We start from the raw sequence: 16,497 nt of genomic DNA on the forward strand, positions 1-16,497 counted from the left end.
GGCGGGCGGGGGAGGATGGAGGATCCTCAACGCGACCACCTGATGCCGGCTTGGTCCGCAGCGACCGGGCACCATTTATCGCAACTATTAATAGTGGGCGATTTTGAATGACTGCGCGGCGGGAGCAGCTATGGACCATTGAGGACCTTTCCGATTTTCTGCAAAAACCGGTAAAAACGTTGTACGACTGGCGTCATAAGAAGTATGGGCCGCCTGCTTATCTGGTCGGCGGATCGCTCCGGTATAGCCCGAAAAAGGTCCAGGAGTGGCTGGATTCCACAATGGGCCAAGAGGGCTAGATATCCCCCTGACCTGCGGAAACGCGGCGGGAATTGGTTATCTGAACGATATGCAGGAAGGTGTGGAAACCCCTCCTTTTCCCACCGTTCTCGATAGACTTGACCATGTTGGACCACCAGGAATGACGTCAACGAAAGGGATTTTTGGTGGCGCACGTACAGGATAGATGGTTCGCCGAAACCGTTGACCCGCGAACGGGAAAAACGGTTCGGATGAAAACGACGGATCACGGCAAGACGCTTCGGTACCGCGTCCGCTGGATTGATCCCAACACGAAAAAGGAGCGCAGCAAGAGTTTCCCTGACGGGAAAAAGAGATGGGCCGATGCGCACTGCGCAAAAGTAGAAACGGATATTCATTCCGGTTCCTATTTTGATCCGGACGCGGGCAAGATCCCGTTCCCGGAGTACGTGGAGAGCTGGATCAAGGGCCAGGCTTCCGACCCGGCGAGCCGGGCGACGCTGCAAGCCCGACTCAACACGCGCATCCTGCCGTTCTTCCGCGCCATGTCGATCGAGCAGGCCGCGCAGCCTGACGCGGTGCGGGACTGGATGGAAGAACTGCGGACCGACTCCCGGGTCGGCGCGAACTACAGCGCGCAGCTGTTCGATCTGCTGTCCTCGATCCTCTCCGGGGCGGTCGTGGACCAGAAGATCAAGGCCAACCCGATGCTCTCCAAGAGCATCAGGCGGCCGACCACCACCCCACACAAAGCGGTGGCGTGGGAGGAGGAACGAGTTTACGCGATCCGGGAAGCGCTGCCCGGTCGGCAGAAAGCCGTCGTGCCGCTCGGCGGCAGCGTGGGCCTGCGGCAAGGCGAGATCTTCGGCTTTTCCCTCGACGACATCGAAGGTGAACCCGGCAACCGAGTGGTCAACGTCAACCGGCAGGTCACCCGCATACACAACAAGCTCGTCTTCCGGCCCGCCAAGGGCGGCAAGAACCGCGTTGTTCCGCTCTCAGATGAGGACTACGACGACTTAATGGAGATCGCGCGGGATCACCCGCCGACGCTGGTTGAGCTGCCTTGGGGCGAACCAGGCGGCAAAAAGGCTGCCGCGTGGCTCCTGGTCGTCCCCGGCCCCGGTGCCGCGTGGAACAACAGCCAATTCAACTCGAAGATCTGGCGCCGGGCGTTCAGGACCGCCGGGCTGACCTACCGTCCCCGAATCGACGGCGTGCACGGCCTCCGCCACACCTTCGCCTCGGTCGTGCTGTCGGCGGGGGTCACCATCCGGGACCTCGCGGACTTCCTGGGCCACAAGGACCCCGGGTTCACCCTGCGCGTCTACGCACACATGATGCCCTCTGCCTACGGCCGGGCCCGGACCGCGATCGGCAGATTCTTCCGCCGAAACACGGCCCGAGCCACGCTTGCAGCCTGACACGGCCTGCACACGGCCTGACAAGATCAACAAGACTTAAAACCGCTGGTCAGAGCGCATACGCTCCCAGATGGTGCCCTTCACCTCTCCCCGCAACGGGTGGCGAGCCACGGTGAAGGGCACCTTTTAGCAAGTTACTTGCCTAAAGGTGCCCTTCACCGTGGGATTCTGAGCGGGGGTGGCCGCGACTACTGTTGACCGGGTGCTGGAACGACTGGAGATCGAGAGCTTCGTGGTCCTGGCCGAGGAGCTGCACTTCGGGCGCACCGCCGAACGGCTGCGGGTCAGCAGGGCCCGGATCAGCCAGACGATCCAGCGCTTGGAGCGCCGCGTCGGTGCGCCGCTGTTCGAGCGCACCAGCAGGCAGGTGCGGCTCACCCCGCTCGGCCGCCAGCTGCTCGACGACGTCGAACCCGGCTACCAGCTCATCTCGCGCGGCGTGTGCCGGGCGCAGGCCACCGCGAAGGGGATCGAGGGCAGCTTCGCCGTCGGTTACCTCGGCGGCGCTGCGGGCGAGTTCGCGCTGACCGTGATCCGCCGGTTCACCCGCAGGTATCCGGGCATCGACGTGCGGATCCACGAGACGCAGGTCAAGACCATGTTCGATCCGCTGCGCGACGGCGAGGTCGAGCTGCTGATCACCCAGCTGCCGGTCGAGGAGCCGGACCTCGTCCTGGGGCCGGTGGTGCTGCGCGTGCCCCGGGTGCTGGCGGTGCCCGCGAACCACCCGCTGGCCAGGCAGGATTCGGTGTCGGTGGAGGACCTGGCGCGCGGCCAGGTCTTCGCCTGCACCGGGCACGTCCCCGACTACTGGCAGGAGCACCTCGCGCCCTCGCGCACCCCGGAGGGCCGGACCGTGCGCCGCGGCCGGTCGGCGGCGACGCTGCCGGAAACCCTGGCGATGGTCGGTGCCGGGCACGGGATCTCGCCGGTCGGCGCCGACGTCGCCGAGACCTCCGCGCCGCGCGGTGTCACCTTCGTGCCGTTCCGCGACGCCGGGCCGCTCGAGTACGGGCTGGTGTGGCGCAGGTCGGGCGAGACGGAGCGGGTCCGGGCGTTCGCGGCCGCGGCGGTGGAGCAGTCGGCAGCGGACCGGTAAGCCGGGCTTACCGATCGTTGCCCGTTCCGGGCCTGATCAGCGGCGCTCGGCGAACCAGTCTGGTGCCATGTCCAGCGATCTCGCCCAACTCCCCACCACCAGCCCCCCGGCCACGAGGAGCACGGCCGCGCTCTTCTCCCTGGCGCTCGGCGCGTTCGCCGTGGGCACCACCGAAGTCGTCATCGCCGGGATCCTGCCCGAGGTCGCGCTCGACACCGGGGTCCCGCTGCCCACCGCCGGTCTGCTGGTGTCCGGATATGCGCTGGGCATGGTCGTCGGGGCCCCGCTGCTGACGGTCCTGAGCGCCCGGTTCGCGCGGAAGCGGATGCTGCTGGGGCTCGTCGGCCTGTTCACCGCGGCCGGTCTGATCAGCGCTCTCGCACCGGGTTTCGCGACCTTGATGACCGGCCGGGTGCTCTCCGCCCTGGCCGGGGGCGCCTACGTCGGCATCGCCTCCGTCGTCGCCGCGGGGCTCGTGCCGCCGGAGCGGAAGGCCCGCGCCATCGCCATCGTGTTCATGGGCCTCAGCCTCGCCAACGTCCTCGGCGTGCCCGGCGGCACGGCGCTCGGGCAGGCCTTCGGCTGGCGGGCCACGTTCTGGGCGGTGACCGCGATCGGCGCGGTCCTGTTCGTCGCGCTCAGCGCTTTCGTGCCGTACGAGGAGCCGCGGCCGGGCGCCGGGTTCCGCCGCGAGCTGGCGGCCTTCCGGCGCGGCCGGGTCTGGCTCGCGCTCGCCGCGACGGCGTTCGGGTGGGCGCCCTTCCTGACGGTCCTCACCTTCATCGCGCCGCTGCTCACCGACGTCACGGGATTCGATCCGGGCTCGGTGCCGCTGGTGCTGGCGCTGGTCGGCGTCGGCATGGTGATCGGGACGCCGCTGGCGGGCCGGCTCGCGGACCGCGCGCTGGCGCCGACCCTGCACGGTGCGCTCGCGGGCGTCTCGGTGATCTCGCTGCTGCTGTTGGCGGTCGTGCACAGCAAGCCGGCGGCGATCGTCGGCTTCCTGCTCTTCGGGCTGGTCGGTGCGGCCGTCATCCCGCCGTTGCAGACCAGGGTGCTGGCCTTCGCCGACGGCGCCGACGACCTGGCCTCGGCGGCCAACATCTCGGCCTTCAACATCGGCAACGCGGGCGGCCCGCTGCTGGCCGGAGCCGCGCTGTCGGCAGGAGCGGGCTACACGGCGCCGCTGGCGATCGCGGCGGTGCTGGGCGCCGCCGGCCTGCTGCTGGCCTGGCTCGCGGGACGTGTCGGCACTCCCGCGTGAAGGTGACCGTGAGTGGTTTGTGGGGCTATAGCACCACAAACCACTCACGGCAGGAACTGAACCTTCAGTCGGTGCCCAGCGCCGCGCGGATCGCCGCCGAGATGCGGTCCACGTCGGCTCGTTCCTGCTCGGGCAGCGGCGCTCCCGCGCTCGCCCGCTCCGCTTCGGCGGCCGCCAGCAGCTGCTGGGCCCGCTCGGCGTTCCCGGCGAGGACGGCGGCTCCGGCCAGGCCTTCCAGCGCGAGGGCGACCGCTCGGGGGTCGCCGGTGTCCCGGGCCACTGCCAGGCCTTCCTCGTGGAGGTCGTGCGCCTGGTCCGGATCGCCGCGCAGTTCGGCGATGAAGCCCAGCTCGGCGAGGCTGTGCGCGGTGCCCGGTGCGTAGCCCACCGATCGGTTCCAGGCGAGCAACGCCCGGATGTGCCTTTCGGCGTCGTCGAGCCGGCCCGCCCGCCGGGCACCGAGGCCGAGGCCCGCTTCTGCGAAGAACCGGCCGGTCACGTAGCCCTTGTCGGCCGAGAGGTCGCGGGCGCGCTCGTGCAGCAGCCGCGCCTGCTCCAGATCACCGGCCAGCAGGGCGAGCCTGCCCAGCCCCGACAGCATGTCGGCCACCTGCGGCCACATCCCGAGTTCTTCGGCCCGGCACAGGCCGTCGCGGAGCAGGCGCGCCGCTTCGGCGTAGTCGCCGACGACCTCGGCCCTCCGGGCGAGCAGGCCGGCGGCCCGGAGCTGGCCCCACCGGTCACCGAGAGCCGCGAAGATCTTGGCGCTCTCGGTCGCGTCGCGCCCCATCGCCGCGACGTCGCCGCGCAGCAAGGCGTGGTGGGCGGTGCTGCTCGACGCCGCGGCCGTGCCCCACTCGTCCCCGGCCGCGCGGAACCCGACCAGGGCGCGCTGCGCGAGCGCGTCGCCGACCGATTGGTCACCTCCGCCGAGCAGCGCCTCCGCCAGCAGCCATTCGACGAGCGCACGGCCCGTCGGATCGGTCACCCCGTCGAATCCGGCCAGCCCGGCTTCGACCAACGCCGTCCGGTCCGAATCGCTGCCGCTGAGCAGCATCAGCGCCGACCGCCAGCCGTTGACCCGCGCTCGCAGGGCCGAGGCGCCTGGCGTGCTCAGCGCCGCGTCGAGCAGCCGGACACCGTCGGCGATCCGTCCGCGCAGGAACCAGTACCAGGCCAGCGCGTCGACCAGGCGCAGCGCACGGCCGGAATCGCCGCGGCGCACCGAATCCTCCACGGCGGAGCGCAGATTCGCGTACTCGGTGTCCACCACCGCGAGCCACCGCCGCTGGTCCGCGCTGCGCAGCTGGTCGCGCGCCCGTTCGGCGAGGGACGCGTAGTGCTCGTTGCGCACCTCTCGGACCAGGTCGGCCTCCCCGGCTCGGTCCAGCCGATCCGAGCAGTACAGCGCCACCGACTCCAGCAGCCGGTACCGCGGTCCTTCCTCGGTGTCGGTCATCGCGACCAGCGACCGGTCCACCAGGCGGGCGAGCAGGTCGAGGACCCGCCCGCGAGGCAGTTCCTCGCTCGCGCAGACCTGCTCGGCCGCGGCCAGCCCGAAACCGTCGGCGTGCACCGAAAGCCTTCTCAGCACGGCCTGTTCCGGCCCGGTCAGCTGCTCCCAGCTCCAGTCGATCATCGCGCGCAACGTCTGCTGGCGACCTGGCGCGCTCCGGTTCCCGACGACCAGCAGCTCGAACCGGTCGTCCATCCGCGCGGCGAGTTCGCGGACGCCGAGCGCCCGCACCCGGGCGGCGGCCAGCTCCAGCGCCAGCGGGATCCCGTCCAGCCGGCGGCAGATGCCGGCGACGGCCGCGGCGTTTCCCGCATCGATGGCGAAGCCGGGAGCCGCGGCGGACGCTCGGGCGGTGAACAACCGGACGGCGCTGAACTTCGGCAGCGCCTCGGCACCGGTGTCCGCGGGCGAGTGCGGCAGTTCGAGCGCGGCGACCGGGTACAGGGCTTCACCGGACACGCCGAGCGGTTCCTGGCTCGTCGCCAGCACGCGCAGCTCCGGCACCGACCGCAGCAGCCGCTCGGTCAGCTCGGCGACCTCGGCCACCAGGTGCTCGCAGTTGTCCAGGACCAGCAGGACCCGCTTGCCCTCCAGCGCGCTGATCAGCTGCTCGACCGGACCGGCGGTGGACCGGCCGTGGTCGCGGATGCCCAGCACCGCGCGCACGGTGTCCACGACGGCGGTGTGCGCGGAAGCGCTCTTGTCGATCCCGGCGAGTTCGACGAACCACACGCCGTCGGGGTGCTCAGCGATCAGGGCGCGCGCTGCCTCCACGCCCAGCCGGGTCTTGCCGACGCCGCCGGGCCCGATGAGGGTGACCAGCCGGTGCCCGCCGACCAGCGCGCACACGTCGCGGGTCGCTTCGGCCCTGCCGATCAGCTCGGTCAGCTGGCCGGGCAGGTTCGTCGGAGCGGCGGCCGGGCGGGCTGCGATCAGCGGGTCCTGCTGGAGGATCGCCTGGTGCACGGCGACGATCTCGGGGCCCGGGTCGACGCCGAGCTCGGTGCGCAGCCGCTCCCGCAGCTCGGTGAAGTCGGCGAGCGCCTCGCTCTGCCGTCCGGCGCGGTACAACGCGCGCAGGTGCGCTGCCCGCAATCGTTCGCGCAGCGGGTGTTCGGCGATCACGGGCGCCAATTCGCCGACCAGCTCGGCGTGTTCGCCCAGTTCGAGCATCGCTTCGGCCCTGGCTTCCACGGCGGAGAGCCGGAGCTCGGTCAGCCGGGCCGCTTCGACCGCGGCGAACTCCTCGTCGGCGACCTCGGCGAACGCGGCGCCGCGCCAGAGGTCGAGCGCGGTGCTCAGGGCGTTGACCCGCGATCTGGCATCCGCGCCGACCCCGAGCGAGTTCTCGAACCGGCCCGCGTCCACCGCCTCGGCCGGGACGTCCAGGCTGTAACCCGCGGCCCCCGACACCACCAGCGCGCGGGCGCTCGGCTCGGCGGCGGCGAGAGCGCTGCGCAGCTGCGAGACCTTGACCTGGAGCGCGGCGGGCGCATCGCGGGGCGCCTGCCGCGGCCACAGCACGTCGATGAGCCGGTCGGCCGACACCGACCGTCCACGGTGGACGAGCAGGACGGCGAGCACCGTCAGCACCTGCCCGGTCGGGACCTTGACCGGCTCCTCCTCGTCCGTCCACGCCATCAGCGGGCCGAGCACGCCGAACCTCATGCCGGTGACGATACGGTCCGGCCCGAGTGCCGTGTAAGGAACGCGGTAGGCCGGTTGTAAGGGAGCTGTAGGCCGCTCCGGCGAAGGTCGTGGCAACGACGACGACAGCCGGAAAGGCGGATCCGATGACCGACTCCTTGCGCGTGGCGATCATCATCGGCAGCACCCGGGACCAGCGATTCGGCCCGACGGTGGCCCAGTGGTTCCACGACCGCGCGATCAAGCACGGCGGGCTCGACCTGGACCTGATCGACCTCGCGGAGACCGGGCTGCCCGACGTCCTGGGCGACCCCGACGACGCGGTCGAGGCCCTGGCGCCGCGCCTCGCCCAGGCCGATGCGTTCGTCTTCGTCTCGCCCGAGTACAACCGCGGCTACCCCGCCGCGCTCAAGAACGCCATCGATTGGTACGTCGACGAGTGGAAGGCGAAGCCGGTCGCCATCGTCTCCTACGGCGGCATCTCAGGTGGTCTGCGGGGCGCCGAACAGCTGCGCCAGGTGCTGGGCGAGCTGCACGCCGTCACCATCCGCGACACGGTGAGCTTCCACTCCTGCTGGAACAAGTTCGACGACAACGGCCAGCCGCTGGACGTCGCCGGTACCGGTGCCGCCGCGACGGCGCTGCTCAACCAGCTCACCTGGTGGGCCCGCGCGCTGCGCGCCGCCCGCACCGCCGATCCGTACACGTTCTGAGCCTGGAAAGACCACCGCAGCCGTTCCGGCTGCCTGAAACCCCCTGATCACGAGAAGGCGAGGAGAGCATGAGCGCATCGATGCATCCGTCCTACCGTTGGAACGGCGAGGACCTGGACCTGGACGCCTACCTGACCCGGATCGGCTTCGAGGGCGATCGCGCGCCGACACCGGAGACGCTGCGCCGCCTGACCTACCTGCACACCACGACGATCCCGTTCGAGAACCTGGAGATCATCCTCGGCAGACCGGTGCTGCTGGACGTGAAGTCGTTGCAGGACAAGCTGGTCCGGCAGCGCCGGGGCGGGTACTGCTTCGAGAACAGCGCGTTGTTCGCGGCCGCGCTGGAAGCGCTCGGCTTCGGCGTCACCGGTCTGGGCGGGCGGATCTTCACCGGCCCGGGCGACGGACTGCTGCCCGGCACGCACGCGGGGCTGCGCGTGACCACCGCGGCGGACGAGCGGGTCTGGCTCTGCGATGTCGGATTCGGCTCGGGACCGCTGGAACCGGTCGAGCTGACCTCGGGCGACGACGAGATCGACGTCGACGGGTGGCGGTTCCGGCTCGACCTCGGCGCCGACGACCTCGGTGTGCAGGTGGCCACGCTGCACCACCTCACCCGCGACGGCGGGCAGTACCGGATCGCGTTCACGATGACTCCGCAGTACCGGGTCGACTACGCGGTCGGCAACCACTACGTGTCGACGTCCGCCCATTCGCCGTTCACCACGCGGCCCGTCGTCCAGCGGATGCACCCGGAGGCCCACCACATGCTCGACGGCCTCACCTTGAACACCCAGCACCCGGACGGAACAGGGGAAACCCGCGAGGTGGAGCGGGCCGCGCTGCCGGAGATCCTGTCCGAGACCTTCGACATCGACCTCGACGACGCGGACGCGAAGCGGCTCGTCGAGCAGCCGTGGCCCGCGGACCAGCGCCTTTGATCAGTTCAGACCCGTGAGCGGACCACCGCGAGGGCTCGTCCGGGTAGTGCGCCCGGAGCTGGCGGACCGCGTTGTGCAGCGCGTAGGCCGCGCGGTCGGTGTCGAAGTGGTCGGTGAACAGGTCCGCGTAGACGTCCGCGTGGATCGCCACCGCGCTGTCCTCGTCGACCTCCCACAGGGTGCCGATGGCGTGCGTGTAGCCCGCGAAGCCCAGCGCCCCGGGCAGCGACACCGCCGCCGCGCACGGCTCGTCGGCCGCCGTCGCGCACTGGCCGAGGTAGCAGAACTCCGCTTCGTCCAGCGAGACCTGGCCCAGCTCGACCAGGCCCAGCGGGCGCTGCGGCGCTTCGCGGTCCAGCAGCATGCCCGCCGCGGGCTGCGTCGGGAACTGCGAGCTCGGCTCGCACACGTGCAGCCACGGGTGGTTCGGGATCATCCGCAGCATCTCGGCCGCGTTGGCGGTCTCCACCGCCGCGATCTCCGCGGACGGCCAGCGCTGCGCCAGGACCTGGTTCTGCCGCGGCAGCTCGCGCGCCACCAGCTCCGCGGAACCGGCCGCCACCAGCGGGGTCCCCGACTCCGGGACCGGCCGTTCGGTGGCCCGCAGCAGGCAGCCCAGGGTCGGCGCGTAGGAGGACACCACCCGGTCCAACGTGGACTCTCCGCTGCGCGCGGCGGACGCGTGCAGCGGCAGGAACGCCGGAGCGCCGAACGCGCTCCACCAGATCCGCGGCCAGCGGGCGCCCGGCTCCGGGGTGCCCAGGTAGCCCATCCGGTCCAGGACCGGCCGGGTGATGCGGCGCCAGGTCCAGTCCAGGCAGTCGGTCAGCACGGCGTGCTGGTCCTGGTGCGCCGCCTCCAGCAGCTCCGCGGCGCGCTCGGCGGTGTTCTCCGGCGTGACGTCGGGCAGCGGCACGGTCAGCACGCGGCCGCCGATGATCACCAGCGCGTCGGAGCGGTACCGGCTGAGGTTGATCAGCACCGCCGAGCCCTCCGGCGCGGCGTCGGCGAGCTGCGCGAACGGGATGCGCCGCAGGTGGTCGGGCTGCACCGCGCGGGCTTCGGCCAGCAGCTCCTCCCAGGAGCGGGCCAGCCGCGTGCGGTCGTCGAACTCGGTCAGCCCCGGCTCGGCCACCGGCCGGTCCAGCAGCCGCCGCAGCCGGACCACCTCGTCGGCCAGGTCCGGGTGGGTGCGGTGCAGCCTGCCGAGCTCACCGCCGGTGGGCAGGAAGTCGGCCAGGATCGCCGAGCGCCCGTGCTCCAGCAGCTCCGCCGCCAGCTCGGGCTCGCCGCTCTCCACCGCGCACGCCGCGGCGTCGGCCGCGATCAGCGCCCAACCCTGCTGCGCGGCCGGTGCCGCCACCACGCGCTTGCCCCGGGTGACCAGCGGCAACAGCTCCACGGCGTAGGTGAACGACTCCAGCGCCTCCGACCAGCGGCCGGCCTGCGCGCAGATCCGCCCGGCCAGCGCGGCGGCCCGCAACCGCTGGTCGGCGGGGGCGTTGTTCTGCTCCGCCGCCTCCATGAGCACCTTGCGCGCCCACCGGTAGTAGCGGCGGCGCCCGCTGCGCTGGTACAGGGATTGCAGCGCGCGCCCCTGGTGGATCGCCGCGTTCGCGCGCTCGGGAGCGTCCAGCGGCATGGCTTCGAGCGCCTGCTCGAACAGCTCGATGGCCGTCTCGATGTCGCGCGTCTTGGCCGACAGGCGGAACCGGTGCGCCGAGACGATCCCCAGCTGCGTCCACGCGGTGTGCTGCGCGTGCGGATCGCACTTCGCGGCCTCCCGCGACAGCTCGGCCGCGCGGTCCAGGTCGACGCTGTCGCCGCTGTGCTCGAAGCGCTCGATCAGGGTCGTGATCAGCGCGTTGAGCGCCGCGCCGCGCTGATCGGCGGCCGCCGCCTCGGTCGCGGCCTCGCCCGCGGTGACGGCGGTGTCGAGCACCTTCGCCTCGGCGCCGTGCAGGAAGTGCCTGCGCAGCAGGGTCGCGTAACCGGTGAGGGCGATGGCCCGGCTGGTGTCGTCGGCGGACATCGCGCGCACCGCCGGGGCGATCGGGCGCAGCACCCGGCGCAGCTGGCTGGCCTCGCCGGTGGCGTCGACGTGCTCGACGGTGGTGGCGGCCAGGTTCCAGATCGCGGTGCCGAGCAGCGGGTGACCGGTGTCGAGGACCCCGAGCACCCCGACCACCTCGCTGATCGCCGAGTTGAGGTCGGTCAGGTCGCCGTGCTCCCGGAACCGCAGCCGCAGCGCGCGCGACAGGTGGCACAGCGCCGCGCGGCGCGGGTCGCCGTCGGCGAGCGCCCCGGCACCCGTGCCGAGGTGCTTGATCGCCTCGTCCAGGTCGTCCGGCGAACCGCCGCGCTCGTACCGGCGCAGCAGCGCGCCGCCGAGGCTGACCAGCAGCTCGGAGGTGGCCGCGTCGTTGGCCGGGGAGATCCGGGCGGCCTCCCGGAACACGTCGATCGACTCGTCGTCGGAGGCGGCCGAGCCGGCCAGCTGGGCGTGCAGCTTGAGCGCGTTGGCCAGCCTGATCAGCGCCATCGCGCGCCGCTGGTCGCGGCGGGGCGCCTGCTCGACGGCCTGGCGCGCGACCTGCGCGCTCTCCGCCGCGGTCGCGGCGCCCTCGGTCTTGGCCGCGAGATCGGCCAGCGCCAGCGCCAGGTTGCACTGGTAGAGGATCCGGTCGCGGTCGGTGTCGTGGGCGGCGGTGGTGGCCGACCGGTAGTAGCCGATGGCGTCCTCGAGGTCGGCCAGCTCGCCGGTGCGCAGGTGCGTCAGCTGGGTGGCGCTGCCGAGGTTGTTGAGCACGCCCGCGCGCGCGGGATCGCCGTCCCGCAGCACGCCCGCGGTCGCGCGGAACACCTCGGTGACCCAGGGGAGCTGCTCGAAGTCGAGGGTGGTGACGATCTGGTTCATCGCCGCGATCGCGTCGGCGTAGCGCTGCTCGGCGCTGCGGCGGGGGTCCGGCGCCGAGGTCGGGGGTTCCGGGGCCGGAGGCTCGGGAGTGGCTTCCTGTTCGTCGGTGAACCAGCTGGAACGGGTGCCGCCGCGAGCTCCTTGCCCTCCGGTCCAACGCTGCAGCCCGCCGAAACGCTCGTTCGCGCGGTTTGCATCGTCTGTCATCGGTTGTTCTCCTGTGGCTTGCTCACCGGGGCACCGTTCGGGGAGTTCGGTGGCGTAACACGCTACCGGCGGGCGCAGCCGCCGAATAGACCATGTGCATCACCTGAGATCGCTCCGGCGGCGCGCTCTCCCGATCTCCGAACCTACTCGGCGAGCGGTGCCCGGGTTGGAGGTTGAGATCATTAATACTCACGGCTAACACCCAGTGAAGTGATCATTTCCGGACCCCGGCGGCCGCCGTGGGTGCGGTGCGGAATCGGAGTGATCGCCTCCGGTCACCCCGGGTGCCGATTCCGCGGCTCTGCGTGCTCGGGTGCAAATCGACCTCCCGGTCCGAGAACGCGAATTCGCAGATCGAATTCGCGGTTGGTGATGACCAGCGGTGCCGATGTGAGCACACCGGGTGAGAGGCCGAGGACGGCTTCGCCGGATTGACTCCGTTCGGCGGAGTCGCTCCCGGGAATGCGGAGGGCCGGTCCCGGCGTTGAGGTGCTCGTCACCCGGACGGCGCTCCCAGCCGATTCGCGGGGGGAGTGTCAAGAGCCGTTCGGAGGGGTGTCGGGAGTGTCGGGAAGGGGTGCCCGGAACTGCCGCTCAATGGCGCTCTGACCTGCCGAAAGCAGCGTCCCGGTGGTCACGAGCGGTGATCGTGTTTTGCGCCACGAGGGTGATCGGAGCGTGATCTCTTGACTGGCGGCGCGCTGGGGTTCACTCTGGTGCTCAACGCGGGGCTGGGCCGCCATCGGTGGGCCCCCTCGACAGCTGGCGAGGTTCCGGCTAGACTGCTACTTTGCGCTGCCCTCTTTCCGTCTACTCGTGCACCGGGTCGTAGGATTGCGGGCGCCATTGCACCCTTGACAGCTGTGTTAGCGGACTGTGCGTTAGCTGACGCGCGCTTTGATGACGCGGCTGTAGCCAGTTCAGAGTCCCGGAAGGACGCATCTTGGCAGTCTCCCGCGCGACCAAGGTCTCTGCAGCTTCCAACTACACGTCGGGGATCCCTGGGGCACCCAAGCGGGTCTCGTTCGCGAACATCCGCGAACCGTTGAACGTGCCGAACCTGCTAGACCTGCAGATCCAGTCCTTCGAATGGCTCGTCGGCAACGAGGCCTGGTTCCAGCGCCGGGTCGACGCCGGCGAGGAAGTTCCGGTTGGCGGCCTTGAAGAGGTCCTCGGCGAGATCTCCCCGATCGAGGACTTCTCCGGATCGATGTCGCTGTCCTTCTCCGACCCACGCTTCGACGAGGTCAAGGCCTCCGTCGAGGAGTGCAAGGACAAGGACATGACCTACGCCGCGCCGCTGTTCGTCACCGCGGAGTTCACCAACCACACCACTGGCGAGATCAAGAGCCAGACGGTGTTCATGGGTGACTTCCCGATGATGACGGACAAGGGCACCTTCATCATCAACGGCACCGAGCGGGTCGTGGTCTCCCAGCTCGTGCGGTCCCCCGGCGTCTACTTCGACCAGTCGGTCGACAAGACCACGGACAAGGACGTCTTCAGCGTCAAGATCATCCCCAGCCGCGGTGCGTGGCTGGAGTTCGACGTCGACAAGCGCGACACCGTCGGCGTCCGCATCGACCGCAAGCGCCGCCAGCCGGTCACCGTGCTGCTCAAGGCGCTGGGCTGGTCGGCCGAGGCGATCCGCGAGCGGTTCGGCTTCTCCGAGACCCTGATGGCGACCCTGGAGAAGGACCACACCGCAGGCACCGACGAAGCGCTGCTGGACATCTACCGCAAGCTGCGCCCGGGCGAGCCGCCGACCAAGGAGAGCGCGCAGACCCTGCTGGAGAACCTGTTCTTCAAGGAGAAGCGCTACGACCTGGCCCGCGTCGGCCGCTACAAGGTCAACAAGAAGCTCGGCCTGGGCATGCCCTACGAGACCGGCGTGCTGACCGAGGAAGACATCGTCACCACGATCGAGTACTTGGTCCGCCTGCACGCGGGCGAGACCGAGATGCCCGCTCGCGGTGAGGGCGAGGGCGCCACCGTCCCGGTCGAGGTCGACGACATCGACCACTTCGGCAACCGGCGCCTGCGCACCGTGGGCGAGCTGATCCAGAACCAGGTCCGGGTCGGCCTGTCCCGCATGGAGCGCGTCGTCCGCGAGCGGATGACCACCCAGGACGTCGAGGCGATCACCCCGCAGACCCTGATCAACATCCGCCCGATCACGGCGGCGATCCGGGAGTTCTTCGGCACCTCGCAGCTGTCCCAGTTCATGGACCAGACCAACCCGATCGCGGGCCTGACGCACAAGCGCCGGCTCTCCGCGCTCGGCCCGGGCGGTCTGTCCCGTGAGCGCGCGGGCATGGAAGTCCGAGACGTGCACCCCTCGCACTACGGCCGGATGTGCCCGATCGAGACGCCGGAAGGCCCGAACATCGGTCTGATCGGCTCGCTGGCGACCTTCGCCCGCGTCAACCCGTTCGGCTTCATCGAGACGCCGTACCGCAAGGTCGTCGACGGCCGGGTCACCGACCAGATCGACTACCTGACCGCCGATGAGGAAGACCGCTACGTCAAGGCGCAGGCCAACGCGCCGATCGACGAGGACGGCAACTTCATCGACGACCGCGTGCTGGGTCGGCGGAAGGGCGGCGAGGTCGAGCTGCTCGCCCCGACCGAGATCGACTACATGGACGTCTCGCCGCGGCAGATGGTCTCCGCCGCGACCGCGATGATCCCGTTCCTCGAGCACGACGACGCCAACCGCGCCCTGATGGGTGCGAACATGCAGCGTCAGGCGGTGCCGCTGCTGCGCAGCGAGTCCCCGCTGGTCGGTACCGGCATGGAGCTCCGCGCCGCCGTCGACGCCGGCCAGGTGGTCGTCGCCGAGAAGGCCGGTGTGGTCGAGGAGCTGTGCGCCGACTTCGTGACGATCATGGCCGACGACGGCACCCGCCGCTCGTACCGGATGCAGAAGTTCACGCGCTCCAACCACGGCACCTGCACCAACCAGAAGCCGATCGTCAACGAGGGCGACCGGATCGAGGCCGGGCAGGTCATCGCGGACGGGCCGTCCACCGAGAACGGCGAGATGGCGCTGGGCAAGAACCTGCTCGTCGGCATCATGCCGTGGGAGGGCCACAACTACGAGGACGCGATCATCCTGTCCCAGCGCCTGGTGCAGGACGACGTGCTCACCTCGATCCACATCGAGGAGCACGAGGTCGACGCCCGCGACACCAAGCTGGGCGCCGAGGAGATCACCCGGGACATCCCGAACGTCTCCGACGACGTGCTGGCCGACCTCGACGAGCGCGGCATCATCCGCATCGGTGCCGAGGTCCAGGGCGGCGACATCCTGGTCGGCAAGGTCACCCCGAAGGGCGAGACCGAGCTGACGCCGGAGGAGCGCCTGCTGCGCGCGATCTTCGGCGAGAAGGCCCGCGAGGTCCGCGACACCTCCCTGAAGGTGCCGCACGGCGAGACCGGCAAGGTCATCGGCGTCCGCGTGTTCAACCGCGAGGACGACGACGAGCTGCCCCCGGGCGTCAACCAGCTGGTGCGGGTCTACGTCGCGCAGAAGCGCAAGATCCAGGACGGCGACAAGCTCGCCGGCCGCCACGGCAACAAGGGCGTCATCGGCAAGATCCTGCCCGCCGAGGACATGCCGTTCCTGTCCGACGGCACCCCGCTGGACATCATCCTGAACACCCACGGTGTGCCGCGACGGATGAACATCGGCCAGGTGCTGGAGACGCACCTCGGCTGGATCGCCTCCCAGGGCTGGTCCATCGACGGTGACGCCGACTGGGCCAAGCGCCTGCCGGAGGACCTCTACGAGGTCGAGCCGGGCACCAACACCGCGAGCCCCGTCTTCGACGGTGCTCGGGAGGAGGAGATCACCGGTCTGCTGGCCTCCACCCGCCCGAACCGCGACGGTGAGCGCATGGTCGGCGGCGATGGCAAGGCCCAGCTGTTCGACGGGCGCAGCGGCGAGCCGTACCCGTACCCGACCGCGGTCGGCTACATGTACATCCTCAAGCTGTCGCACCTGGTGGACGACAAGATCCACGCCCGGTCGACCGGTCCGTACTCGATGATCACCCAGCAGCCGCTGGGCGGTAAGGCGCAGTTCGGTGGCCAGCGCTTCGGTGAGATGGAGTGCTGGGCCATGCAGGCCTACGGCGCCGCCTACACGCTGCAGGAACTGCTCACCATCAAGTCCGACGACGTGGTGGGCCGCGTGAAGGTCTACGAAGCGATCGTCAAGGGCGAGAACATCCCCGAACCGGGCATCCCGGAGTCCTTCAAGGTGTTGCTGAAGGAGCTCCAGTCGCTGTGCCTGAACGTCGAGGTGCTCTCCAGCGACGGTGCCGCGATCGAGATGCGCGACAGCGAGGACGAGGACCTGGAGCGCGCTGCGGCCAACCTCGGCATCAACCTGTCGCGCAACGAGTCGGCCTCGGTCGACGACCTCGCGCACTGACCCTCGCCGCCGGTCCGCGGGACCACTCCCGCGGACCGGCTGACCCAACCCTGGCACCCCTGCCGCT

Annotated in this window: 8 protein-coding genes and 1 pseudogene; 7 read left to right on the plus strand and 2 right to left on the minus strand. The window is 70.4% G+C overall.

The genetic code is table 11. The features are described from left to right. The first annotated feature begins 107 nt into the window (after positions 1-107). From OU416_RS24365 to OU416_RS24380, 4 genes are all read left to right on the plus strand, one after another. The gene (locus OU416_RS24365; RefSeq protein WP_270929355.1) at positions 108-299 is read left to right on the plus strand and encodes a helix-turn-helix transcriptional regulator; all 192 of its coding nucleotides are present in this window, start codon (positions 108-110) and stop codon (positions 297-299) included. A 147-nt stretch (positions 300-446) separates the two neighbouring features. Next, positions 447-1,685, plus strand: coding sequence for a tyrosine-type recombinase/integrase (locus OU416_RS24370; protein ID WP_270929356.1), 1,239 nt, complete (start codon positions 447-449; stop codon positions 1,683-1,685). Between the two features lie 202 nt (positions 1,686-1,887). Beyond that, positions 1,888-2,784 (plus strand): LysR family transcriptional regulator, encoded by an 897-nt coding sequence (locus OU416_RS24375; protein ID WP_270929357.1) that lies wholly within the window; start codon positions 1,888-1,890, stop codon positions 2,782-2,784. A 67-nt stretch (positions 2,785-2,851) separates the two neighbouring features. Then, the gene (locus tag OU416_RS24380) at positions 2,852-4,048 is read left to right on the plus strand and encodes an MFS transporter (protein WP_270929358.1); all 1,197 of its coding nucleotides are present in this window, start codon (positions 2,852-2,854) and stop codon (positions 4,046-4,048) included. Between the two features lie 64 nt (positions 4,049-4,112). Here OU416_RS24380 and OU416_RS24385 read toward each other — a convergent pair whose 3' ends face one another. Next, positions 4,113-7,232 carry a BTAD domain-containing putative transcriptional regulator gene (locus tag OU416_RS24385; protein WP_270929359.1) on the minus strand — a complete coding sequence of 1,040 codons (3,120 nt, stop codon included), beginning with the start codon at positions 7,230-7,232 and terminating at the stop codon, positions 4,113-4,115. A gap of 125 nt (positions 7,233-7,357) precedes the next feature. Here OU416_RS24385 and OU416_RS24390 point away from each other — a divergent pair, with 125 nt between their 5' ends. Then, a complete protein-coding gene (locus tag OU416_RS24390) occupies positions 7,358-7,924 on the plus strand; it encodes an NADPH-dependent FMN reductase (RefSeq protein WP_270929360.1) in 567 nt (188 codons plus the stop codon). 80 nt (positions 7,925-8,004) lie between these two features. Continuing rightward, positions 8,005-8,754: pseudogene (locus tag OU416_RS24395) on the plus strand (arylamine N-acetyltransferase family protein); the annotation flags it as partial. Here OU416_RS24395 and OU416_RS24400 read toward each other — a convergent pair. Then, complete coding sequence (locus tag OU416_RS24400) at positions 8,708-11,992, minus strand: CHAT domain-containing protein (RefSeq protein WP_270929361.1); 3,285 nt, start codon at positions 11,990-11,992, stop codon at positions 8,708-8,710. The pseudogene OU416_RS24395 and the gene OU416_RS24400 sit on opposite strands and share 47 nt — an antisense overlap. Positions 11,993-12,935: 943 nt before the next feature. Between OU416_RS24400 and rpoB the strand changes: the two genes are divergently transcribed. Then, on the plus strand, positions 12,936-16,430 hold the full coding sequence (rpoB, locus tag OU416_RS24405) for a DNA-directed RNA polymerase subunit beta (protein ID WP_270929362.1): 3,495 nt from the start codon (positions 12,936-12,938) through the stop codon (positions 16,428-16,430). The last annotated feature ends 67 nt before the right edge of the window (positions 16,431-16,497 follow it).

Source organism: Saccharopolyspora indica, from assembly GCF_027853965.1.
Lineage (GTDB): Bacteria > Actinomycetota > Actinomycetes > Mycobacteriales > Pseudonocardiaceae > Saccharopolyspora > Saccharopolyspora indica.

Bases quoted from the DNA above. Each gene is read 5' to 3' on its own strand.
- OU416_RS24365 (WP_270929355.1), top strand. From the start codon at position 108: ATGACTGCGCGGCGGGAGCAGCTATGGACCATTGAGGACCTTTCCGAT.
- OU416_RS24380 (WP_270929358.1), top strand. From the start codon at position 2,852: ATGTCCAGCGATCTCGCCCAACTCCCCACCACCAGCCCCCCGGCCACG.
- OU416_RS24385 (WP_270929359.1), bottom strand. From the start codon at position 7,232: ATGAGGTTCGGCGTGCTCGGCCCGCTGATGGCGTGGACGGACGAGGAG.
- OU416_RS24390 (WP_270929360.1), top strand. From the start codon at position 7,358: ATGACCGACTCCTTGCGCGTGGCGATCATCATCGGCAGCACCCGGGAC.
- OU416_RS24400 (WP_270929361.1), bottom strand. From the start codon at position 11,992: ATGACAGACGATGCAAACCGCGCGAACGAGCGTTTCGGCGGGCTGCAG.